Origin of the sequence: Pseudoalteromonas sp. SCSIO 43201 (genome assembly GCF_023716725.1) — a bacterium.
In the GTDB taxonomy this organism is placed as follows: domain Bacteria; phylum Pseudomonadota; class Gammaproteobacteria; order Enterobacterales; family Alteromonadaceae; genus Pseudoalteromonas; species Pseudoalteromonas peptidolytica.
In genome coordinates this window covers 2,330,928-2,354,624 of sequence record NZ_CP072683.1, presented here as the reverse complement: position 1 = coordinate 2,354,624, position 23,697 = coordinate 2,330,928, and the positions used below count along the sequence as shown (strand labels likewise).

24 protein-coding genes are annotated in these 23,697 nt (G+C 42.0%); 15 read left to right on the top strand and 9 right to left on the bottom strand.

Features of this window, described 5'->3' with window-relative positions:
• Nucleotides 1–193: 193 nt before the first annotated feature.
• Nucleotides 194–1,003 carry an exodeoxyribonuclease III gene (gene xthA / locus J8Z24_RS09990; protein WP_125252426.1) on the bottom strand — a complete coding sequence of 270 codons (810 nt, stop codon included), beginning with the start codon at nt 1,001–1,003 and terminating at the stop codon, nt 194–196.
• A 517-nt stretch (nt 1,004–1,520) separates the two neighbouring features.
• Between xthA and J8Z24_RS09985 the strand changes: the two genes are divergently transcribed.
• A complete protein-coding gene (locus J8Z24_RS09985; RefSeq protein WP_176033229.1) occupies nt 1,521–1,955 on the top strand; it encodes an exonuclease III in 435 nt (144 codons plus the stop codon).
• Nucleotides 1,956–2,117: 162 nt separating this feature from the next.
• Here J8Z24_RS09985 and bcp read toward each other — a convergent pair whose 3' ends face one another.
• Together bcp and J8Z24_RS09975 are read right to left on the bottom strand one after the other, a co-directional pair.
• Entirely contained in the window at nt 2,118–2,591 is a 474-nt protein-coding gene (gene bcp, locus J8Z24_RS09980) for a thioredoxin-dependent thiol peroxidase (RefSeq protein ID WP_176033228.1), read from the bottom strand.
• Nucleotides 2,592–2,600: 9 nt separating this feature from the next.
• Nucleotides 2,601–3,137: a glycine cleavage system transcriptional repressor gene (locus tag J8Z24_RS09975; RefSeq protein WP_176033227.1), complete on the bottom strand. Its 537-nt coding sequence runs from the start codon at nt 3,135–3,137 to the stop codon at nt 2,601–2,603.
• 324 nt (nt 3,138–3,461) lie between these two features.
• On the opposite strand from J8Z24_RS09975, the gene bamC reads away from it, so the two are divergent.
• Together bamC and J8Z24_RS09965 are read left to right on the top strand one after the other, a co-directional pair.
• On the top strand, nt 3,462–4,520 hold the full coding sequence (gene bamC / locus J8Z24_RS09970; protein WP_125252430.1) for an NlpB/DapX family lipoprotein: 1,059 nt from the start codon (nt 3,462–3,464) through the stop codon (nt 4,518–4,520).
• A gap of 66 nt (nt 4,521–4,586) precedes the next feature.
• Entirely contained in the window at nt 4,587–5,957 is a 1,371-nt protein-coding gene (locus J8Z24_RS09965) for a YjiH family protein (RefSeq protein ID WP_147390186.1), read from the top strand.
• Nucleotides 5,958–6,178: 221 nt separating this feature from the next.
• Here J8Z24_RS09965 and J8Z24_RS09960 read toward each other — a convergent pair whose 3' ends face one another.
• From J8Z24_RS09960 to pabB, 4 genes are all read right to left on the bottom strand, one after another.
• Complete coding sequence (locus tag J8Z24_RS09960) at nt 6,179–6,412, bottom strand: hypothetical protein (RefSeq protein ID WP_128730510.1); 234 nt, start codon at nt 6,410–6,412, stop codon at nt 6,179–6,181.
• Nucleotides 6,413–6,593: 181 nt separating this feature from the next.
• A complete protein-coding gene (locus J8Z24_RS09955; protein ID WP_252094615.1) occupies nt 6,594–7,970 on the bottom strand; it encodes an L-serine ammonia-lyase in 1,377 nt (458 codons plus the stop codon).
• A 182-nt stretch (nt 7,971–8,152) separates the two neighbouring features.
• On the bottom strand, nt 8,153–8,749 hold the full coding sequence (locus tag J8Z24_RS09950; protein ID WP_252094614.1) for an NUDIX hydrolase: 597 nt from the start codon (nt 8,747–8,749) through the stop codon (nt 8,153–8,155).
• Nucleotides 8,739–10,088: an aminodeoxychorismate synthase component I gene (pabB, locus tag J8Z24_RS09945; protein ID WP_147390189.1), complete on the bottom strand. Its 1,350-nt coding sequence runs from the start codon at nt 10,086–10,088 to the stop codon at nt 8,739–8,741. Before pabB ends, J8Z24_RS09950 begins: the two co-directional genes overlap by 11 nt.
• Before the next feature lie 165 nt (nt 10,089–10,253).
• On the opposite strand from pabB, the gene J8Z24_RS09940 reads away from it, so the two are divergent.
• The 10 genes from J8Z24_RS09940 to J8Z24_RS09895 all read left to right on the top strand — a co-directional run bounded on the left by J8Z24_RS09940 (nt 10,254) and on the right by J8Z24_RS09895 (nt 20,300).
• Entirely contained in the window at nt 10,254–11,780 is a 1,527-nt protein-coding gene (locus tag J8Z24_RS09940) for a fumarate hydratase (RefSeq protein WP_125252436.1), read from the top strand.
• A 358-nt stretch (nt 11,781–12,138) separates the two neighbouring features.
• Nucleotides 12,139–13,179, top strand: coding sequence for a Leu/Phe/Val dehydrogenase (locus tag J8Z24_RS09935; RefSeq protein WP_252094613.1), 1,041 nt, complete (start codon nt 12,139–12,141; stop codon nt 13,177–13,179).
• Between the two features lie 51 nt (nt 13,180–13,230).
• Nucleotides 13,231–13,875, top strand: coding sequence for a CatA-like O-acetyltransferase (locus tag J8Z24_RS09930; protein WP_128730505.1), 645 nt, complete (start codon nt 13,231–13,233; stop codon nt 13,873–13,875).
• Nucleotides 13,876–14,280: 405 nt separating this feature from the next.
• On the top strand, nt 14,281–15,051 hold the full coding sequence (locus tag J8Z24_RS09925) for a DUF3450 domain-containing protein (protein ID WP_125252439.1): 771 nt from the start codon (nt 14,281–14,283) through the stop codon (nt 15,049–15,051).
• A gap of 6 nt (nt 15,052–15,057) precedes the next feature.
• Nucleotides 15,058–16,419 (top strand): MotA/TolQ/ExbB proton channel family protein, encoded by a 1,362-nt coding sequence (locus tag J8Z24_RS09920; protein ID WP_128730527.1) that lies wholly within the window; start codon nt 15,058–15,060, stop codon nt 16,417–16,419.
• Complete coding sequence (locus J8Z24_RS09915) at nt 16,419–16,943, top strand: MotA/TolQ/ExbB proton channel family protein (RefSeq protein ID WP_125252440.1); 525 nt, start codon at nt 16,419–16,421, stop codon at nt 16,941–16,943. The genes J8Z24_RS09920 and J8Z24_RS09915 overlap by 1 nt, the downstream gene beginning before the upstream one ends.
• A 14-nt stretch (nt 16,944–16,957) precedes the next feature.
• Complete coding sequence (locus tag J8Z24_RS09910) at nt 16,958–17,362, top strand: ExbD/TolR family protein (RefSeq protein WP_010606404.1); 405 nt, start codon at nt 16,958–16,960, stop codon at nt 17,360–17,362.
• On the top strand, nt 17,362–17,976 hold the full coding sequence (locus J8Z24_RS09905) for an energy transducer TonB (RefSeq protein WP_125252441.1): 615 nt from the start codon (nt 17,362–17,364) through the stop codon (nt 17,974–17,976). The genes J8Z24_RS09910 and J8Z24_RS09905 overlap by 1 nt, the downstream gene beginning before the upstream one ends.
• Nucleotides 17,977–17,987: 11 nt before the next feature.
• Nucleotides 17,988–19,247, top strand: a complete 1,260-nt coding sequence (locus J8Z24_RS09900; protein ID WP_147390192.1) for a tetratricopeptide repeat protein — start codon at nt 17,988–17,990, stop codon at nt 19,245–19,247.
• Nucleotides 19,248–19,298: 51 nt separating this feature from the next.
• Nucleotides 19,299–20,300: a hypothetical protein gene (locus tag J8Z24_RS09895; RefSeq protein WP_252094612.1), complete on the top strand. Its 1,002-nt coding sequence runs from the start codon at nt 19,299–19,301 to the stop codon at nt 20,298–20,300.
• On the opposite strand, the gene J8Z24_RS09890 is transcribed toward J8Z24_RS09895, so the two are convergent.
• Both J8Z24_RS09890 and J8Z24_RS09885 read right to left on the bottom strand, forming a co-directional pair.
• Nucleotides 20,263–20,637, bottom strand: coding sequence for a TraR/DksA family transcriptional regulator (locus tag J8Z24_RS09890; protein ID WP_125252443.1), 375 nt, complete (start codon nt 20,635–20,637; stop codon nt 20,263–20,265). The genes J8Z24_RS09895 and J8Z24_RS09890 overlap by 38 nt on opposite strands.
• A 28-nt stretch (nt 20,638–20,665) precedes the next feature.
• Complete coding sequence (locus J8Z24_RS09885) at nt 20,666–21,661, bottom strand: tRNA-dihydrouridine synthase (protein WP_176033222.1); 996 nt, start codon at nt 21,659–21,661, stop codon at nt 20,666–20,668.
• 537 nt (nt 21,662–22,198) lie between these two features.
• On the opposite strand from J8Z24_RS09885, the gene J8Z24_RS09880 reads away from it, so the two are divergent.
• Together J8Z24_RS09880 and J8Z24_RS09875 are read left to right on the top strand one after the other, a co-directional pair.
• On the top strand, nt 22,199–22,702 hold the full coding sequence (locus tag J8Z24_RS09880) for an HvfA family oxazolone/thioamide-modified RiPP metallophore (RefSeq protein WP_252094611.1): 504 nt from the start codon (nt 22,199–22,201) through the stop codon (nt 22,700–22,702).
• A 158-nt stretch (nt 22,703–22,860) separates the two neighbouring features.
• Nucleotides 22,861–23,697, top strand: a complete 837-nt coding sequence (locus J8Z24_RS09875) for an HvfB family MNIO-type RiPP peptide maturase (protein ID WP_125252446.1) — start codon at nt 22,861–22,863, stop codon at nt 23,695–23,697.

Genomic DNA, 23,697 nt, shown 5'->3' with positions numbered 1-23,697 from the left:
CGAGCAAAACTGTGAGTTACAGCTCAATATAGTGCGATCCTATTTGGTTTTCAGATTTACTCAGTGTGAGGGAGTACCTTGATGCTAACCGGTTAAAACCTTCTCATCTAGATAAGCTTTTGCCTTAGCGATAGCTACGTAATTGACAAGGTTTACTCCCCTCAAAAAAAGTCACTTCGTTGATATGATACGATCAGAGACTAAAAGTAGCCCAAACTGGGGCGTGATCTGAAGGCTTTTCAATTCCTCTTAACTCGTAATCGATATCACTTTCAAGGCACTTAGCCATCAAAGGCTCTGTAGCGAGTACCACATCAATACGTAATCCACGGTTGTCATCAAAGCCTTTAGAGCGATAGTCAAACCAAGAGTATTTCTCTGTGGCATCAGGTGTTAACTCTCTAAATGTATCTTTGAAACCCCAGTCCAATAACGTTTTTAACCATTCACGTTCCTCTGGCTGGAAAGAGCACTTTCCGGTTTTTAGCCATCGTTTACGATTTTGCTCACCAATACCAATATCAGCATCTATTGGAGAGATATTAATGTCACCCATCACGACTAAATTTGATTTAGGATCAGCAAACTCATTTAAATGTGTCATCAGATCAGCATAAAATTGTCTTTTATACGGAAATTTTGTTTCGTGGTTAATATTGTCGCCTTGTGGGAAGTAGCCATTCATTACAGTGACCTCAGCGCCAGAGTCACTTTCAAATGTACCACTAATCATTCTACGTTGTGATTCATCAGTGTCGGTTGCAAAGCCTTTTTGAATCACTTTGGCTGGCTTTTTGGAGAGTATCGCAACACCATAATGAGCTTTTTGTCCATGAAAATAAACATGGTACCCCAGTGCTTCGACATCATCTTTAGGAAAAGCTTCATCATGTACTTTGATTTCCTGAAGCCCAATCACGTCAGGTTGATGTTTTTCTATTAATGCTTGTAATTGATGTAGCCTAGCTCTTAGGCCATTAATGTTAAACGAGACAATTTTCATAGCACTCTCTATTGACTTTGCTGTTTTGTAGCAGAGTTTATCATTTAAAAAGAAGAGGATCAGCGATTGAAGGCAATTAACCTGAGCTTTGAGAAATTATTGCCTTTCTATCGGTGAATTTTAGCAATCACAACCACAATCAAAAGGTTGTACCAATTTGATCCGTCAAGTTGAGCCAATGTATTGGACAATGATACTTGTGCTGTGGGGAGTGAAGCACGCTACAGTAAAATTTATATAGCGCCTAACACCTTTTTTGCAGTTTAAGACAAGAAAAACTGGTTAGTAGCATTTGAACGTACCTAAAACCTAGCTATCGCAGTCGTTGAAGAAAGCGTTTGTCCCGGTATTGGTATATATGAACTTGTTAAATTTTGTACAAGTTTAGGTGTGCCATAGCGATAATTTTACCCTAGTGTAAATAGAACATTAAATAAGCAGTTTTGCATGATTTAGCTGTTTACTTATTCTACATTGTAATTATAATCCGCACCGAATCGTTCATTTGGGGTATATTATGCTTAAATCTCTCTCTTTCTTAGGTCTTGTTTCTCTAGCTTCTTCAACTGCGTTTGCGTCTCAAGTTGAGTACACGCAAGCTGACTCGTCGCCTGCGACAAAAGTGTGCGCTGTTGCTGCGGAGCAGGGGTTCAGTGCAGCACGTAAAGAAGCTGCATCACTAGGCTTATTTATTTCTCGCTTTTCACCGAGCATCAAGTGTAATGGTGAAGATATTCGTGAGTTTGCAAAAGCATCTCAGCGTATTCAAAAGCAAGAAAAGAAAGTTGAGTTAGTTGCTGAAAAATCTGATGTAGCAACTGGATTATGTATTGACGCTGTGCGTCACGGTGTGAATCATTTACGCCTTAGCAATCAACAGGTACGTAACCTTCGTTGTAACGACATGCCTGTTAAGCAGTTTGTTAAAGAATTCAGAAACGCAGCGATCTAATACCATTTGTTCTAAAACTTACTTAGTTGGTATTACTGCTACGTATCAAAATATACCGACGAATAAGGTTGGTAAAAAAATCCGATAAACAGTCGTTTATCGGATTTTTTATGTTAAAGCCTAAAAACTCTTTACTACTGGGTGTGTTGAACCATCTATTGTTTATGCTTGCGCTTTTAGATGCTCAATAACGACTTGATGATGATCTTTTGTTTTAAACTTATTGAATACATGTTTGATGGTTCCATCCTGACCCACCAGGAACGACAATCTGTGGATCCCGTCATACTCTTTACCCATAAATTTCTTCAGACCCCAAACACCGAACTCATCTGCGACGGCATGATCTTCATCAGAGAGTAGATCGAAGTTTAGCTCTTTTTTGTTTTCAAAGTTTTTTAACTTTTTCACAGGATCAGGGCTAATACCAACGGCAACGGTGTTAAGTGCAGCGAGTTCTGTTTTGTGATCGCGTAAGTTTTCCGCTTGAACTGTGCAGCCTGGTGTAAGCGCTTTGGGGTAAAAATAGACTAAGACTTGATTGCTCTTAAGTAAGCTCGCAAGTTCAATGGTTTCGTCATTTTGATTCTGTAATGAAAATAATGGTGCTTTATCACCTGCTTTCAAAGTGTTCATGTAAAATCCTTAGCGAATGCGTCTAAAAATGTAATCTACGTTTAAGGCGTGAGAAAGATCTTCAAACTGAACTTTAAAGTTATCGATATCAACATCTACAGGAATATTGAATTCAAGCTCACAGCGCATGTGAAGTTCGTCATCTTGCTCAAAGGTATCCGATTTTAGTGAACAAATACTGACGCCTTGCGCTGCAAAATAGCGAGTCACTTTGCTCAATGTACCGGGAGAATCCAGCCCTTCGTACTCCAAGGTATAACCGGCACTAAATTCCCCTTGTTGATGACTTGAGGTTCGTTTCATCATGGTCAACAAACCCAGCTCCATGCTTTTAGCTGGTAAGGTATGTTCGACACGACTGATAGAGGCCATATCACCGGCGAGTAACATAATGAAAGTAAATTCGTTACCTAATATTGCGATACGGCTGTCGATAATATTACAGTTGCAGTCGCTCACAAGTTGTGTCAATTCACCAACAATACCAGATCTGTCTTCACCTATCGCTGTTAAGACTAGCTGATGGTTTGTATGATGCGTGGCCATTTTAAAACCTCTGATTTCATGTAACGCGCCCAATTAGTTAACGCGAAATACTACCATATCTGAGTTTTAGCGCTAGCGGGATGTAATAAAAAATAGAATCGTGGATGACTGTGTGGTTGCTTGTTTTTCTGGTGCATGACAAGTAACATAGGGCAAATTTTTGGCTATGTAATAGATAGGTCAGCAAAAAGTGCTAAATCTATACTGTCATAGCGCTAATAGTTCAACGTTGCCAATATTTGGTAACTTTGTGTGAACCAATTCGGCAATCCTAAATCATAACTTTGATTCGAATAATAATAGGGTTTGCTAAGGAGTAAATGAGTGCAGTATTGGATCCCAAAATCACTGGTTCTTGGAATTGCCGTTAGTTTGAGCGGCTGTAGTATTTTCACAAATGATGCACATCATGAGAGAAATTATCGAGCAAATGCGCCAGTTAAGGTTCCTGAAGGGCTAGAGAAGCCTTATCGCGACCCTGAATTTGCGATGCCTGTAGGGCAATATGAAAACACCCCAGAACCGGTCAGTTACCGTGCTCCTCAACAAGTATTGACTGTTGCGCAAGGTAGCTGGGTTGAGCAAGGCGAAGAAGCGGCAAGGATCTTTTTTGATAAAAACGATGGTATAGACGATTTACCACAGTTTATCTGGCGTGCTGTTGATGGCGTCATTGCTTTACACGAAGCAGGTTATGAGGTTGAAAATAAAGCACAAGGTACCGTAACAACCACTTGGTATTCGCTCATTAAACCAAAAGATGGCTGGTTTTGGGAGGAGAGCAAAGCCCCTGCTAAACAAAAGTTTACCTTCACGGTAGAGCAAAAAGCACACCAACGTACGGCATCAGTTTTAGCCGAACTAGTTGATTATCAAGGTGAAGAAGCGCTCACGCCATTATTAAAGCGTCACCTAGAGGTTCGAGCGCTTAACGAAGTAGTATCGGAATTTGACTATCAGTATCGTCTACTTCAGGTTGAGCTTCGCAAGCGACAAGGCGTGTTGGCATTAGAGCTAGGCTTTGATAAAGCGGGGAATTCGGCACTACTTACCGAAAAAGGTCAGCAAGCGGTGTTGGATCGTTTTTCAAACTTCCTAGAAAGAAGTAACTTTACCGTTGTCCGCGTTGATAGGGAAAAACAAGAAGTGTTAGTTCGCTATGAAGCGCCGGAAAGCAGCGTTTGGGACTCTATCTGGGGCGAAGAAGCTGTGGTGTTGCCTATTGAAAATGGTGACTACACAATAAGTGTTGCCGAAGCGCAAGACACACGCACATCAATTACGTGGAAAGATGGACAAGGCAATGTGCTAGATGCGAACACCATGAATAACTTGCATCAGGCTTTAATTGAGCTGCTTAGGCAGAAGGGTCTAACGATCTAACAAGTATAATAATTTAGAAACGAAAAGAGCTTCGGCTCTTTTCTTTGTTTTTGTGGAAGTAAAAAAATGACACAGAGCACTATGGCTACACGCAGTACCTTACAAACATGGTTTGCGTTTATCGTACCGTCATTGATTGGTATTTTTTTATTTATGACGCCCGTTGCTGTTGGCGAGGCGATGACTATTCCAATAGCCGTGATGGCAAAGTGGTTGCAAGCGCAGGTTGCGCCTTTTATCAAAGATATGATTGTTGCTATTGTTTGTATCACAGGGGTGATGAGTTTGATTATTAAGCTCTTTAAACCGCAAGCACTATTAAAAATAAACATAATAAGACACTTATTTGATGTCAGTTGGGTTTGGCTTGTAACCAGACTTATCGGCATGGTGTTTATTGTGCTTACTTTCAATGGTGTTGGTCCGGAGGCTATACACTCAGAAAACACTGGCGCACTTGTACTTAATGACCTGTTACCGGTGCTGTTTTCTGTTTTTATCCTCGCTGGGTTATTGTTGCCACTATTACTTAATTTTGGTTTACTCGAGATGGTTGGCACTTTACTCACCAAAGTGATGCGTCCCTTATTTGGCGTACCAGGCCGTAGTGCGGTAAATTGCGTCGCTTCGTGGCTAGGAGATGGTAGCGTCGGTATTTTGATGACAGCGCGTCAGTATGAAGATAAACATTACACACAGCGAGAGGCGGCCATCATAGGCACTACTTTCTCAGCAGTTTCCATCACGTTTTGTTTGGTCGTGATAGGCCAAGTGAAGCTCGAGCATCTATTTGCGCCATTTTACCTTACCGTATGTGCAGCAGGCTTCGCCGCGGCAATCATTGTTCCACGTCTACCACCACTTAGATTTAAAAAAGACATCTATATTGATGGCACAGATCATAACCAAGATTCAGAAGCGGTTCCTGAAGGTAAAGGATTGCTTCGCCACTCTTTAGATGTTGCATTAACCAAGGCCAAAACAGCACCAGGTATAAAAGGTACGGTGGAAGAAGGGCTTCATAATGCACTTGATATGGTATTTGCTGTGTTACCTGTAGTTATGGCTGTGGGTACTTTTGCTCTTATCATTGCTGAATATACACCAATATTTCAGTATCTAGGTACTCCATTCGTACCTTTCCTAGAGTTTTTAAATGTGGCTGAGGCAGAAAAGGCCGCACAGACAATCGTTGTAGGCTTTGCGGATATGTTTATTCCATCAATTCTTGCGGCAGGCTCCATTGAAAGTGATACAACAAGATTTATTGTTGCGGCAATGAGTGTTACTCAATTAATTTATATGTCTGAAGTGGGTGCACTGCTTCTGGGAAGCAAAATACCAGTAAACTTATGGGAATTGTTTCTGATTTTTATTCTAAGAACGCTGGTAACATTACCCGTTATTGTACTTATGGCTAAATGGTTAATTGGTTAACTAACGCATTAGTAAGCTCCCTACGAGAGGTAGGGAGCTATAAGCATACTACCTAACGCCAGCTCGCTACAGGCCTTTCTTATCAGTGCTTGCTCTACACATAAATACCAGCTTTGCCTCTGGTTATTATGAGGAGACGGAGAACCTATCCAAGCGCAAGGCAGCGCCTTGGATGGTAAGTTCCAATATGTTGAAACTGACTATGCTCGCCAGTGTTTAGACTAATTCAGATTATCTATGTCCTTTTTTAATTGGTAACCTTCATCCGTTACAATTTGCTCAAGTGCTGCTACTCGGGATTTTAGCGCATTAATTTCAGCTTGCAGCTGTGCTTGTTGCTCCTTAGTGTGAGTGCCCGCTTTTTTAAATTCCAAACGTCGCTTGTACATCTCACTAATGATGCCGCCGCCGACACAAATTAGTACGATGAGAAAAACCATTGTAGTGCCTGACATGACAGTATTACTCCTTATAAAGAATATCATCTAGACTTTGTTTCGACTCAACTTGAAGGTTCAAATCTAGAGTTTATTAAAATTGGTATAATTTCGTAATGTTATCCGCAATAAAAAATGGCATCACGAGATAACCCATGATGCCATTAAGTATATTAAAAAGTGAACTGACAATTGTCAGTTAGCACTCAATGATATTTACTGCCAGCCCGCCACGAGCTGTTTCTTTATATTTTGTTTTCATGTCATTACCAGTATCGAGCATGGTTTTAATGACTTTATCCAACGACACTTTTTGATCGCCAGTACCGCGCAGTGCCAGTCTCGATGCGTTAATCGCTTTAATTGAACCCATTGCATTACGCTCTATACAAGGTACTTGCACTAAGCCTCCAACAGGATCGCAAGTAAGGCCTAAATTGTGCTCCATACCAATTTCAGCTGCATTTTCAACATGGACAACGTTACCACCCATAATTTCAGTGAGCGCGCCTGCGGCCATAGAGCAGGCAACACCAACTTCACCCTGACAACCAACTTCAGCGCCTGAAATTGAGGCATTTTTCTTGTATAGAATACCAATAGCGGCTGCTGTCAGCAGGTAGCGAGTCGCAATTTCCATATCAACTTCTTTGATAAAGGTATGGTAATACATCAACACAGCAGGAAGAATCCCCGCGGCGCCATTTGTCGGTGCAGTCACAACACGGCCACCTGCTGCGTTTTCTTCATTAACCGCAAGGGCAAAAAGATCGACCCAGTCCATTGCTCGCAGCGGATCTTGATGCGTCTCAACACTTAACTTTAAGTATAAACTTGGTGCCCGTCGACGTACTTTTAGTCCGCCCGGTAGGATGCCTTCGGTCTTCATGCCGCGCTCAATACAGGCTTTCATGACTTGCCAAATGTGAAAAAGCGCTTCTTTAATTTCACTTTCGTTTCTTAGCGTCTTTTCGTTTGCCATCATCAAGGATGACACACTAAGACCAGACTCTTTGCACATCTCCAATAGCTCAGCTGCTGAATTAAATGGATAAGGTGCCGGATTTTCCGTTCTAATATCAAGGGCCGCTTGCTTCTCAGCTTCGAAGTTTTGGTCTGTAACAATAAATCCACCGCCAATTGAATAATATATTTGACTATGGACGAGCTCTTCACCATTAAATGCCTTGATTTCCATTGCATTTGAATGTTTTGGCAGTGTTTTTCTGCGGTGAAAAACAATAGCCCCTTGTTTGGGAAACTTAACTTTATACTTTTTATCAAGATAGATAACTTGTTCATTCTCAATAGTATCAAGAATTTCAGGAACGAGATCTGCGTCAATTGTTTCAGGGTCGTAACCTGCAAGTCCTAGAATGACTGCCTTGCCAGAGCCATGCCCAATTCCAGTTTGACCCAATGAGCCATAAAGCTCTACTTTCACCGAGGTGATATTATCAATAATGCCTTGTGCTAATAAGTCTTGAACAAAAAGCCTAGAAGCACGCATTGGTCCAACAGTATGAGAGGAGGAAGGTCCAATACCGATACTGAACATATCGAATGCACTGATCATAAATTTTACTCACATTGCCTTTAAAACGGACGTCATCATAACGTGTCTGTAGAGGGAAGTAACCCAAATTCGGCAAAACTGATGGGGCAAGGCTATTTTTATGGACCACAAACGTCAAAAAAGGGAGAGCGAGCGCGAAACTACATAAAAGATCTCAAAACAATGAGTCTAATCACTTATGGCTACACTAGCTGGATAAACTGTTTTACGATTTTAGCTGTCGCGCCCCATAGTAAACCATGAGGCGTCATAAACCCTTCAAGAGAGACTGACTCTCCTTTATGGATAAAATTGAAGGTCTGCCAATTTTTTTGTGCCTTGAGCTGTTTCAAAGGAAGCACAAAAGTATGCTGGACTTCGGCACTTTGTCCTAGCCATTTGGCATGCTGATGTACCTTAGCTACGACGGGAGTGATTTGATAGCCTGTCAACGTGCTCAATAAGGGCAGCGTACCTAACACTTGAGATTCTGTGATAGACAAACCAATTTCTTCTTCGGTTTCCCTAAGCGCTGTATTAATAATATTGGCGTCTTGTTGTTCGACTTTACCACCTGGGAAGCAGATCTGACTTGGATGACTGTTTAGAATATTACTGCGTTTACAAAAGAGTAGGTGTGCGCGGTCATGGACGCTTACGATAGGAAGTAATACTGCACTGTGCACAGTATTTTTTCGTGCAGCTTGATTTTTAGTCGTATGCACAGCGCCTTTTGTTTGCTGCACTGGCGCAGCTGATGACGCCAGTAAAAATTGCGAGATTACTTGATCAGTTTTCATTTAATACTGGTAAAATCTTGTTTACTTTATGATACGTTTCCTCGTACTCAAGCTGGGCTTGAGAGTCCTTTACTATACCACCACCTGCCCAACAATAAATTTTATTTTGATGACAAACTAATGTACGAATAGTGATGGATGTATCCATATTTCCACATGCACTTAGGTATCCTATCGACCCACAATAAACGCTACGTCTATGCGGCTCAAGCTCTTCGATTATCTCCATTGCTCTTATTTTGGGGGCGCCAGTAATTGAACCGCCAGGGAATGCGGCCTCTAATTGATCCACCGCGCATTTGCCTTCGGCCAATTCGGAAGTGATTGTGCTGACTAAGTGGTGAACCGCAGGAAAGCTCTCAATATCAAAAAGAGCAGGTACTGTGACTGAGCCTGGTTTAGCTACTTTACCTAAATCATTTCTAAGCAAATCAACAATCATGACATTTTCAGCGCGATCTTTGGTGCTGTTGCGAAGTGCTTTTGCTTGCACAAGGTCGGCTTGCTCATCGGGCAAACGAGGCAGGGTTCCTTTAATTGGTTTAGTCTCAACAACATTATTTTTTACTTGGATGAAACGCTCAGGAGATACAGATAGCACTGCGCTATTTCCAAGTGTGTAAAACGCTGAAAATGGTGCACGATTGCTATTTCTAAGTTTCTTATAGGCAAGCCAAGGAGCACCATCATATGTTGCGCTGAAACGCTGTGCGAGATTGATTTGGTAGCAGTCCCCACTGAGTAAATATGCTTGAATCTTGTTAAACTTATCCTCGTACTGTGTTTGAGACATGTTTGAACGCCACGTTGATGTGAGAGTAAATGCGTTGTAGCACGAGGGCGCTTCTATACGGCTCAAGTAATTTGCTAGTCTATCGGTTTTTGGTTGAGAGACGTAGAACCACGCATTAGCGGTTTTATCAAAAATAAGTGCATCAGGGTACAGCCCGATATGCGTATCAGGAAGCGAAATATCTTGGTCGGCTGTACTGGGAATTTGTTCAATGTAGCGGCCAAAGTCGTAACCAAAATAGCCAAGCCATCCCCCAGTAAATGGTAAACCATGGCTAGCTTGACTTTGATTCATTAATGCCAGTTTACTTTTCATGATGGTAAAAGCAGATTGATCCATTATTTTACCGTCTAAATAAATGGCACCGTCCCGCGCTTCAAGTGTATGCAAAGGTTCAAAAGCGATAATGTGGTAGCGACTGTTGATATGTTCAGAATCACACGAATCTAACAGGATCGCTTGCGTTTCGTTTGCAAAGTATTCAAAAAGTTCAACTGCACTCAGTTGAATGTCTAATTTAACACAGTTTATTTGCTCATTTATCATTTACTTGACCTGCAAAGCTAGCCCCAAACGGGCGAGGAGGTTATCATAGTTGCTTGCTATTCCATAGTTCAAGGTATTGAAATTGACTTTCTGACGCTGAATAACAACAATTGCCAGCGTAGCGTTTCAATCCTGAACCATACCGTCGAAAATTGAGGAACCGTCATGAGCACAATCCGTCAGCAAGACTTTATTGATAGCATTGAAGATGCGCTTCAATATATCTCATTTTATCACCCACTTGATTTTGTCCAAGCGTTAGAGAAGGCCTACGAAAAAGAACAAAGTAAGGCTGCAAAAGATGCGATTGCGCAAATTCTTATCAACTCACGGATGTCAGCTGAAGGTAAACGTCCGTTGTGCCAAGATACCGGTATCGTTACTTGCTTTGTTAAAGTAGGTATGGATGTTAAGTGGGACAAAACGGACTTAACTGTTCAACAGATGGTAGATGAAGGTACACGACGCGCATACACCAATCCAGACAACCCGCTGCGTGCATCAATTGTCGCTGATCCTGCTGGTAGTCGTAAAAACACCAAAGACAACACGCCATCTGTTGTTCATATTGATATGGTACCAGGTGCTGAAGTTGAAGTGATGATCGCTGCCAAAGGCGGTGGCTCAGAAAACAAAACTAAAATGGTGATGTTAAACCCATCTGATGATGTAGCCGAGTGGGTAGAGAAAACGTTACCTGCCATGGGCGCTGGCTGGTGTCCACCGGGGATGTTGGGTATAGGTATCGGTGGTACTGCGGAAAAAGCAGCGGTACTTGCGAAAGAATCATTAATGGATCCGGTCGATATCCATGAATTAATGGAGCGTGGCGCTGAAACAGCGGAAGAAAAGCTACGTCTAGAAATTTTTGAGCGTGCTAATAAGTTAGGTATTGGTGCACAAGGTCTTGGTGGCTTAACAACGGTTGTTGATGTCAAAATTAAAACTGCACCAACCCACGCTGCATCTAAGCCAGTTGTTATGATCCCTAACTGTGCAGCTACTCGTCACGTGCATTTTACTCTTGATGGTTCAGGCCCTGCCGACTTGAAAGCACCAAAACTTGAAGATTGGCCAGAAGTAACTTGGGAAGTCGGTGAAGATACTCGACGTGTTAACTTAGACACACTGACTAAAGACGATATCCAAGAGTGGAAGATGGGTGAAACAGTATTACTTTCGGGTAAAATTCTCACTGGTCGTGATGCTGCTCACAAGCGCCTCCAAGAAATGATCAACTCAGGTGAAGGGCTACCAGAAGGCGTCGACTTTACTAATAAGTTTATTTACTACGTAGGTCCTGTGGACGCTGTTGGCGACGAAGTTGTAGGCCCTGCAGGTCCTACCACATCTACACGTATGGATAAGTTTACTGACTTAATGTTAGAGAAGACGGGACTTATCGGTATGATTGGTAAGGCTGAGCGTGGGCCTGCGACGGTTGAGTCGATCAAACAAAATAAATCCGTCTATCTAATGGCTGTTGGCGGTGCTGCATATTTAGTGGCAAAAGCGATTAAGAAGTCACGCGTTGTAGCATTTGAAGACTTAGGTATGGAAGCTATCTACGAGTTTGAAGTAGAAGACATGCCAGTAACCGTTGCTGTCGACAGCAACGGTGAAAATGCCCACACTCAGGGCCCTGCTATTTGGAAAGCCAAAATTGAAGAGCTAGATAGTAAGCTTAGTTAAGGCATCGTAACAGAGAAAAGGGAGGCATATGCCTCCCTTTTTCTGTATGAGATAGTTTACATTATCAAAGTGCTTTCCGTTTACGTAAACAGTAACTTCGGGAAATTCAAATAACTTAGATTAAATTCTGATTAAAGACTGTTTTTTGGGATATATTTGCCTTCATTTTATAATTTGTTGGATTTTATATTTGTATTTGAGTGCAAATGGGTTTATATCATCTCAATTTGTGGAATGGTGCTAAAGTTAGTGATAGAGTCTAGCCAATTTCAGCGCTATTTGCGTTTGATGAGTCGTAATATTACCTAACATCAAACAGCATGCCCAAGTGGGATTGATAATTTTGGAGAAAAAGAAAGTGGCTGTATTTAACCAAGTTGAATTTGATAATCATGAGCAAGTCGTGTTTTGCTCGGACGAAGCGTCTGGCTTAAAAGCTATCATTGCTGTTCACAATACTACGTTGGGGCCAGCGGTAGGTGGCTGCCGATTATGGAACTATGCGTCAGATGAAGATGCTGTGTATGATGTTTTACGTCTATCAAAAGGGATGACATATAAAAATGCCGTTGCACGACTGCCTTTTGGTGGAGGTAAATCGGTGATCATTGGTGACGCGAAAACAATAAAATCAGAAGCGTTATTTCGTGCATTCGGAAGACATCTAGAACGTTTAGGTGGCAGCTATTACTCAGCCGAAGATGTAAACATCACAACTGGTGATGTAATGACCATGCATAAAGAAACAAATTATGTGATGGGGCTAGAGGGCAAAAGCGGTAACCCATCTCCTTTTACCGCATTAGGTACTTTCCTTGGCATCAAAGCGGCATATCAACATAAGCATGGTCACGAAGATCTCGCTGGAGTTAAAGTTGCTGTACAAGGTTTAGGCGCTGTGGCATACACATTATGCAAATACCTTCACGAAGCAGGCGCAGAGCTTTTTGTTACCGACATTAACCAAGAGTCAGTACAGCGTGTTGTTAATGATTTTAACGCAACAGCTGTCAGTATCGATGAAATTTATGACTTAGACGTTGATGTTTATGCGCCGTGTGCGTTAGGTGCAACCATTAATGACGACACTATCCCTCGCTTAAAAGCGAAGATTATTGCTGGATGTGCAAATAATCAGCTGGCTGAATCGCGCCATGGTGAAATTATTCGCGAAAAGGGCGTTTTGTATGCCCCTGATTATGTGATAAATGCTGGCGGTATCATTAACGTTTATTATGAAACGAAACCTGAAGGTTATGATGAAGCGGCAGCAACTAAGCATGTTGAAGGTATTTACGATACGCTGACAGAAATCTTCAAGCGATCTGAACAAGAGCAAATTTCTACGCATATAATTGCAGACAAATTAGCACAAGAGATCATTAAAAACGGGCTATAATAGTGGAGCCGTTTAACTGATTTAGAGAGGGGCGCAAGCCCCTTTTTTTGTATGAAAAAGAAAATTTCTCTAGAAGCTTGGCCCCGTAAAGAACACTACGCTTTTTTCAATGAGTTTGAACAGCCGTTTTTCTCTGTGACTGTTACTTTGCAAATGCGGCGCTTATACGAGCTGAGTAAGCGAACTGAAACGCCTTTCTCACTAACATGCTTGTATGCTCTACAACTGGCATTACAGCAATACGCCCCAATCCGTTATCGTATTGAGTCAAGTGATGTTGTTGAGTACGATGAAGTGGAAATTAGCAGTGTATTTCTGCGTGATGATGAAACTTTTAGGTTTGTAAGGTTGGCACCTGAGCGTGACTTTAAGCGCTTCATTAGTATGAATCTTCACTGTAAAGCTGAACAACTGGATGGGCCGTTACTTAGTGAGCAGTTTTTATCAGAAAGTCTATCCCCAAATTGTGTCCATGTGTCAATTCTACCCTGGTTGTCATTTTCTAGTTTCAATCATGCAAGGCACAGTAGAGATGACTTTGGCATTCCTAAATTTGTTTTCGGAAAATACAACAAAGCAGATGGAACCATGCCATTTTGTATCGAGGTACACCATGCGTTAATGGATGGTCTACACGTCGCTGAATTCGTACGAATTTTACAGGAAAAAATAGATCAAGAGATTTGGGATAGATAAACAAATTTTGCGCTAATTTGCAGACGATGAAATAATTTTCGCATAATACAATGACATACTTTGTTTATCTTGCTGTTTTTTATGTTTATTCATTATATTTATGTGGAATATCTATTCAGCTTATTGGAATAAATCTGATGTAAAGCATTGTAAATAGCGTATGCAAAAGGTTGGTTTTACGAGAGTTCTGTATCTTTTGCTGTGTTTTTGATGTTAATTTTTTGTTTTCTATATAATTATTACTTATTTATTGACAAAAAATGTTTTCACAGCGAAGTTGACACATCGTGTTGCATTTAGCATTATTGAACGGTTGATATCTGTCAAATGATGTCAGGGTTGCTCTTACTACGTATTAAGAGCGCAAAAATTATAAAAGTAACATTACTTAATTGGTTGGGAACTATGTCTGTTAAAATCAGAAAGAGCCTTGTAGCTACGGCGCTTTTAGGCGCGACAGCTTTTGCAAGCAGCAATGTGATTGCAGATCCTTTGAATGACATACAAAAAGTAGGTCAACAAACTCAAACGGCTGCTAAAAAGTCTCAAGAAAAGATTGATAACCTATATGGTCAGTCTCAAGAAATGATCGCTGAATACCGTGGTCTTATCGACGAAACAGAACTGCTAAAAGTGTACAACGACCACGTTGCACGCCTTGTAGCAGACCAGAATGCTGGTATTGAGTCTCTTGAGCGTCAAATTGGTACTATTGATAAGACAAAACAGGACGTTGTGCCTTTGATGTATCGCATGATCGATACGCTTGAGCAATTCATCAAAGCGGACGTTCCGTTTAATCAAGAATCACGTCTAGAGCGTGTTGAGAGACTTCGTAGCATTATGACGAACTCTTCTGTAACGACTTCTGAAAAGTTCCGTCAGGTGCTTGAAGCTTATACTATTGAAACTGACTACAGTACAACTATCGTGTCAAGCCAGGGTTCACTTGAACAAAACGGTAAAAACATCAATGTTGACTTCGCACGTCTTGGCCGTATCGCATACGTTGCTCAGTCGTTTGACCAAAAACACGCTTGGGTTTGGAATAACAGTACTAAGCAGTGGGAACAACTTGGCGAAGAATATCTTAAGCCAGTTAAGAGCATGATCCGTATCGCTCGTAAGCAAGCGGCTCCTGAACTTATCGATCTACCTATCTTTGGCGCGGAGTAATTAATGATGAAGAAACTATTTAAAGGTTTTGCAGTTGCTGCAGCGTTAACAGTTTCTGCTGGTGCCGCGCTAAATGCACACGCGAACACTGAAGCCTTAGACAAAATTTTAGAGCAGGTTAAGCAAAACCGTATTTCTGAAGGTAAAATCAACAAGCAACGTGAGCAAGAGTTCTTAAACGACCGTGCTGACAAGCAAGCTTTATTGAACAAAGCAAAACGTGACTTAGCCGCTGAAAAAGCACGTGGCGATCGTTTAAACGAGCAGTTTAAGCAAAACGAAATCACACTTGCGGAAAAAGAAGTTGAACTAGAAAACGCTAAAGGTACTCTAGGTGAGATGTTTGGTGTTGTTCGTCGTTCAGCAGCTGATGCTATTGGCTCAATTGAAGCATCACTTGTAAGTGCTGAAAAGCCTGGGCGTGCTGAAGTACTTCGTTCACTAGCGGAAGCGAAAGAACTTCCTACTACTCGTGAACTTGAAGACCTTTGGATTGCTTTCCAGACTGAAATGACTGAGTCTGCAAAAGTTTCAAAATTTGAAGCTGAAGTTGCAGAGCTAAGTGGTGACATTAACGTTAAAGAAGTAACGCGTGTAGGTAACTTCAACCTTGTTACAAAAGACGGTTATGTTATCTATGATGCGGAGAACAAGCAAATCGTGCCACTAGGTAAGCAGCCAGGTGGTGAGTTAGGCGGTGTTGCGAGCCTTATCGGTGCATCTGCTGATCAATACGTTAAGTTTGCAGTTGACCCAACTCGTGGTTCACTATTACAACTTAATACTCAGCGTGCAACAATGGAAGAGCGTTGGCACCAAGGCGACACGGTTGGTTATATTATCACTGCACTACTTATCTTAGGTGCGTTGATTGCGGTTATCCGTATGCTTGACCTATTCATCGTGAGCGGCAAAATCAAAGCGCAAATTAAAAACGCGAATAACCCGAACACAAACAACCCACTTGGCCGTATCTTGAAAGTTTACCACGATAATAAAGACCAAGACGTTGAAAACCTAGAGCTTAAACTTGACGAAGCTATCTTACGTGAAACTCCACGTATTGAGATGGGTGTAAATATCATCAAGATCCTAGCGGCTATCGCGCCACTACTAGGTCTACTAGGTACGGTTGTTGGTATGATCATGACGTTCGAATCAATCACGCTATACGGTACTGGTGATCCGAAGATCATGGCTGGTAACATCTCTCTAGCGCTAGTAACTACAGCACTAGGTCTAATTGCAGCTCTACCACTAATTCTACTTCACGCTGTTGTTGCTGGTCGTAGTAAAGCGGTTCTACACATCCTAGATGAGCAAAGCGCAGGTATTGTTGCCGCTCACGCGGAGAAGGAGAAAGCCTAATGTTAGTCCTGATGGAGATATGGGAATCTATCAGGGATTTTGTTGCTACAGGCGGCGATGTATTATACGTGGTCGCAATAGCACTCTTTCTAATGTGGGTTTTAATGATTGAGCGCTATTGGTTCCTACTAGGTGAATTTCCTAAAATACACAAGGAAATAGTCACTAAGTGGGACGCCCGCCAAGATACTACGTCTTGGTACGCACACAGAATCCGCGATGCATGGATTTCTGAAGCGTCTGAAAAATTAGATGAGCGTATGTTGATTATCAAAACATTGGTTGCAATGTGTCCTTTAATCGGTCTTTTAGGTACAGTGACAGGTATGATCACAGTATTCGAGACAATGGCTACTCAAGGTACGGGTAACGCACGATTAATGGCTTCAGGCATTTCAATGGCTACGGTACCAACAATGGCTGGAATGGTTGCGGCACTATCAGGTGTTTTCTTTAGCACGCGTTTAGAAGCGCGCGCAAAAATGGCTAAAGAAAAGCTAGTTGATAGCTTGCCTCATCACTAGAGAGAGATTGAACTATGGCACGTAAACAACGTTTTCGTGAAGAGGAAGATGCAGCAGTAGATATGACGCCGATGCTAGACATCGTATTCATCATGCTTATCTTCTTCATCGTAACCACTTCTTTTGTTAAAGAAGCTGGTATTGAGGTTAACAAGCCAAAAGCGGCACAAGCACAAAAAACTAAGAACGCGAACATCTTCATCGCAATCCGTGAAAACGGCGAGATTTGGATGGATAAGCGTCAAGTTGATGTTGAACGTGTAAGTGCTAACCTTGAAAGTCTAATGGCCGAGCAACCTACAGACGTGATAATTATTCAAGCTGACAAAGGCGCGAAACACGGCGTAGTAGTGAAGGTTATGGATCAGATCAAAGCGACTGGCGACAACCTGAAGATTTCAATAGCTGGAGATCAGTAATGATTCGACTTCTGTTTTCACTTCTAGCAGGTGGGGCAGTAACTCTCGGCTTGTTCTTTTTTATGTCATATCTTATCTCCGGCGGAGCGGATAGGGCAGATGTTCAAAAAGAACAGATCGTAGTCGAGATTATGTCGAATCCACCTGAATCGAAGGTGCAGCAGCGGAAGCGTGTCCCGCCTCCGCCGCCGCCACCGCCTAAACAGCCGCCTAAGCCGCAGCCGCCTCAGCCTGACGTTGCTGATCCGACTGGTGGTAACATCGGCTTTAATATGCCTAGTATTGATCTAGGTGGTACAGCAGGTGGTTTATCTGGACCAGGTGAGTTCGGTCGCGATGGTGATGCAACACCTATCGTTCGAATTGAGCCTAAATATCCACCGCAAGCTGCTCGTGATGGCAAAGAAGGTTGGGTACGCTTATCATTCACAATCAATGAACTTGGTGGTGTTGAAGACATCGAAGTTATTGAAGCTGAACCAAAGCGTATATTTGACCGTGAAGCTAAACGTGCGCTTCGTAAGTGGAAATACCGTCCAAAGGTTGTTGATGGTAAACCACAGAAACAGCCGGGCATCACTGTTCAGCTTGATTTTACATTGAACCAAGACTAAGGAGGCAGGATATGAAAAGTTTACCTAAATTTACAGCTCTTGCTCTTCTTATCGCACTGACTGGTGGTACGTACTCAGGATCAGTTTCTGCTGCGCCGAACTATGAAGAAATAGAAAAGCGTAAAGCGGCAAAAACTAAAATCATGGGTGAGCGGGTAGGTAAAAAAGTTGCCCAAGCTTTCGACTTATATAACGAAGAGAAAGTGGATGAAGCAATAGCAATGCTTCGTGAGCTAGACCCTTCTGATGAGTTTGACAAAGCAACGGTTAACCGCTACCTGGGCCAGCTGTATGCTCAAAAAGAAAATTACGCCGAGGCCATTAAATATACTCGTCAAGCAATTGCACCAGACGCGCTTAATTTTAAAGATCAAGCGGACATCATGAAGCTATTAGGTGACCTTTTATTGGGTACTGAAAAGTACGCAGAAGGTATTAAAGCCTATGAAGCTTGGATGGATTTCACTGGTGAAACTGATGGAAAAGTATATGGCCGTATTGCACAGGCATATTATGAGTTGAAGCAATTCAAAAACGTTATTGCTCCTGCTGATAAAGCAATTGCCGGTGTAGAAGAGCCTAATAAACAGTACTATCTGATGAAAGTAGCGGCTTATTTTGAACTGAAGCAGTTCAAAAATGCTGTGAAAGTTGGTGAAGAACTGGTTAGAGTTTTCCCAGAAGACCCTAAAGTGTGGACTCAACTTGGTGGTTTTTATTTGCAAACTGAAGATTACAGTAAAGGTATGACTGTAATGAAGGTTGCGTATGACAAAGGCTATTTTGCAAAAGAGAATGACTACAAAATCCTTGGTAGTCTATACTCTTTAACAGATAACCCTTGGCGCGCTGCTCAAACTTTCGAAAAAGCCATCAAAGATGGCAAGATTGAACGTACAAAGCAGAACCTAACAGCACTTGCAAGTTATTATCATCAAGCTAAAGAAATCACTGACGCTGCAAAATTCTATGAAGAAGCAGCGAAAATGGATGATGATGCCGATCTTTATCGCCGAGCTGGTAGCTTGCTACATCAAGCACAAAAATATAGTGCTGCGGTAGTAAGGCTGAATAAGGCGCTTGAACTTGGTACTGATAAAAAAGGAAGTGCATATGCAGATCTTGCAGAAGCTTACTTCTATCAGGGCAAATTTAAGCAAGCCCACGCAGCAATCGTGAAGGCGCAGGATGACCCGAGTACTCGTAAGTTTGCGAAGAGTTGGGAAACCTACATTAAAGACAAAGCACAGCGCAAAGGCATTAGCCTTTAATAAAAAAGCCCCGAAAGGGGCTTTTTTGATTCTCAGATATGAAGTTAAGCCATGAAAAAGTATTCTTTAGCCTTGTTAACCTCAATCCTACTTTCCACGTTAACTGCATGTGGAGATAGTAACCTCTCCCTCAATGAGCAAGAGTTCAGCTCAGAATTACGCGCGTTAAATAGCGCACTGTATAGACAGTCTGACTTGAAGATCAACGAGCTTCCGTTTACTGAAGCGTATCTAGAGCGTAGGCATTCAATCCTTTCAAATAAATTGCTCTCATCCAATGTAGCTATACATTCTGAATTAGATTATCTAAGAATTCAGCAGCGCTACCCCGAGCGCTACTTGCCCTGGCCTGGTAATGTACCTGTGGTAACGTATATTCAAGAAAAGGTGAGTACTGAAGTAGTTGATAAATGGTTTTTATTCGTCAAATCAAAGCTGGTAGAGGCAAGTGAAAGCAATATTAGGCTGAACCGACTCGAACACCAGGGATTACTGGAACAGTTGACTTCTGCTGATATCGCACTCCAATCACGTGATGACTTGATTAGTTACTTAAACAGCTACAAGCCAAGAGCAATGCTTGGTTTACATCAGCTTCCCAATGGTAAAGAGTGGTATCAATCTAAACTAAACTTTTATGGTTCCATAAAGACTTCACCTAACAAGGTATTGGCTAACTTAACTAAGCTTACTGTACATGATACAAATACAGTACCGCTGGTGATGCCAAATCTACATCGCCCTTACATCTTAGAGTTGCTACCAGATAGTTGTAAAAGGTTAGAAGGGCTAAACTGGCGAGACGGCTTTGTTAATTTGCCAGCATCGGTTGCCAAATGTAAAAAAGTAAGAAAACAGCATAAGATGTTATTGCTAACAATAATGGAAGTAGATTTGGGCTTGCACTACCAAGGGTGGTCACAACAGCAAGCATTTGTTGTGCTCAACTCAAGACTAGCGCTGAATGAACAACAAGCACAACAATTGATTGCTAATATCGTGTATTTTCCTGCAACTATTTTTGCTGCATATCCACACTTCTTGCAGCCTTAGCTTTACAACTTATACAGCGCTGAGTTGCAGGGTCTTGCTCTAGCAGCTCAGGCTCAATCGCTTGTTCACAATCGCAACAGTAACCAAATTGGCCGATCTCCATTTGACAAAGTGCAGCCTCGACTTTCATCAGCCGATCGTATTGTGGGAATTGCTCCGGATTAATCTTTTCCACCACAATATCTAACCACTTATTTGGCGGATTAACTTCTAAAGTGTTGGCAAGGTTATGTGTAAACTCATTGGGTGAGGATTTCAACTCACCTAAAAAGTCATTTCTCAGTGCAGTAAGTTCAGCCTGAAGGCTTTGCTCGTAGTTTATTACATTTTCATTCATGGGCGCTCTCCTATCCGACGCCCCATTATCATTTGGGTATAGCTTTGCTGTTATGATTTGAATCAAGGTCTGGAGATATTGCATATTTCTCAAGCACTCTAACGACATCTTGTTTGCTTTTAAGTGTTTTGATTTCGTCAAACACAAGATGGGCATCGTTATACTGACGCTTTAGATAGCTTAACCACTGTTTCGTTCTAGACGAAAAGTACTTGTCACTCATATTTTCATCTTGGTGCATTGAAGAATGCAATATGTGATAGACCACATTTTCCCATGAAAGCGGTGAGTAGGGCTTATCTGCTTTGTATGCTTTGATTTTAGCTGCTAAATCTGGCGTTGCTAATGCTCCGCGACCCAACATAAGATCTTGGCATTGGCTACGCTCCTGGCAACGCAGTGCATCCTCAACTTGCCAAATTTCACCGTTTGCGATAACAGGAATGGTTAACCTTGACAGTAAAGGCGGTATTTTTTCCCAATATGCAGGCGGCTTATATCCATCTCTTTTTGTCCGCGCATGAATAGCTAGGCTTGAGGCTCCGGCTTGCTGAACTGCATCGACAATCTCAGTGCTGTTTGCGTCGTCATCAAAACCAAGTCTAATCTTGGCACTCACCTCTTGCTCAGTTGGTACTGCTTCTCGCACCGCTTTAATAATTTGGTATATTTGCTCCGGTTCTTTTAGTAATACGGCGCCGCCTCTGCTTTTATTAACTGTTTTTGCAGGACAGCCAAAGTTAAGGTCAACTCCGTGAGAGCCGAGCTTTACAGCTTTTCTTGCATTGGCAGCAAGGGCGTGTGGGACTTGCCCTAGCAGTTGGATCCTAACAGGAGTTCCAGACTTCGTATAACCGCCATTGAGTAGCTCTGGGCAGTACCTGACGAAAACTCGGCGAGGAAAGGTGAGGTCAACAACACGAATAAACTCTGTGACGCAGAGATCAAACCCTCCAATATCAGTGAGTAGTTCACGCATTTTAAAATCGACGACCCCTTCCATTGGCGCAAGAACAAGCTTCATATAACAACCTCAGATACAGCAACACGGTGCCGCAGCAGATGACACCTTCAAAGTGCGCCATTTTAGCTAATCGTGCAACGTAAGTCATTAATAGCAGGGAGTTGGACTAATACCAATTTGACTTAATACTTACTCATTTTGAAGGAGTAAATCTGACGCTAACAGCGTTAAAATTTATTATTTAGAACAACTAAATAGCAAAATTTTTGCCTTGCCTACAGGACGTAGGTACCTCGGCGAGAGTAGGACGCGGAAGCGGTGTTATCGACAAGATTTTCTCGCCTCAAAATAGACCACTTAATTAAGAAAGTTGGTATAAAGGTGTAATATTTGTAGGGAGAGCTTTGTTAATTTTTTAATTACTATTAGACTGGAGTAGGGTGAATTTAATACAAACACCGCGACGGTAAAGGATAGTTATCCCAAGCATACTTGAGCATGATACGGTAAACATGAAATTTTTAAAAAATAGCGAAATAAAACTCTAGCCAGCTTGGTCTACTAATTGAATCAACTATTTTCGAGAGAGCATACAGTATGAATACAATTAAAAATAACTCTATCGCGCTTACGTTAAGCGCTGTGGTTGCAGGCACTGCGGGTCTTACTGCTACTGATGCAAACGCCAATCCATTTAGCTTTGAAACAATGACCTCGGGTTATCAACTAGATGCTGGTGAAGGTAAGTGTGGCGAAGGTAAATGCGGCGGCGATGCTAAAGGCAAAAAAGAAGGCAAGTGCGGCGAAGGCAAATGTGGCGGCGATGCTAAAGGCAAAAAAGAAGGTAAGTGCGGCGAAGGTAAATGCGGCGAAGGTAAATGTGGCGGCGATGCTAAAGGCAAAAAAGAAGGCAAGTGCGGCGAAGGTAAATGCGGTGGTCATGCTAAAGGCAAAAAAGAAGGCAAGTGCGGCGAAGGTAAATGCGGCGGCGACGCTAAAGGCAAAAAAGAAGGTAAGTGCGGCGAAGGTAAATGTGGCGGCGACGCTAAAGGCAAAAAAGAAGGTAAGTGTGGCGAAGGCAAATGTGGTGGTAGCCACTAATTACTGGTTATAAAACACACTTAACCCTACCTTATGGCACAGTGGATTTTGATGAGCTGTGCCATGATGTACCTCAGACTAAGCAAAACATCACCACAGAAATTGTTTTAGCTTTTCAGTATTATATCCGTCAACAGTAATCACTAAGGTGAGAGTAAATGGCAGCGAAGCTAGGTAATTTAGGACTTGGCCTACGTCGAGAAATGATTGAGGATGTGTTAAACAACCCTCCCGCGCAAATTGACTTTTTTGAAGTTGCACCAGAAAACTGGATAAAATTTGGTGGTAAGTTAGCCAAGCAATTTCAAGCGCTAACTCAAGCACACACGTTTATTTGCCATGGCTTATCCCTGTCTTTGGGGTCACCCGCACCGCTCGATACCGAGTTTCTATCACAGCTTAAAACATTTTTTAAGCAGCATAATATCCATACCTACAGTGAACATCTTAGTTATTGCTCTGGTGACGGTCACATGTATGACCTTATGCCCATACCGTTTACCGAGGAGGCTATTCGCCATACCGCAAAGCGGATCAAAAAAGTTCAAGATATACTTGAGCGTCGTATCGCGGTAGAAAATGTTTCTTACTATGCCGCTCCAGGTCAAGAAATGTCGGAGTTAGAATTTACGCTGGCGGTATTAGAAGAAGCAGATTGTGACTTACTTTTAGATGTAAATAATATTTACGTTAACTCTATTAATCATGGTTATGATGCGGAGCAGTTTTTGGCAGCGATGCCAACCGAGCGCATCACATACGGACATATTGCAGGGCATTTTGTGGAAGCTGATGATTTATTGGTAGACACTCATGGTGCTGAAGTATCTTCGCCTGTATGGCAATTGCTGCATCGAGCCTATGAGTTACACGGCGTATTTCCTACTTTGTTAGAACGAGATTTTAATATTCCACCTATGCCTGAATTACTGGCTGAGGCAGGGCAAATATCAGCCATTCAAGTTAAGTATTTCAATGTGGAAGAAAAGGTATAA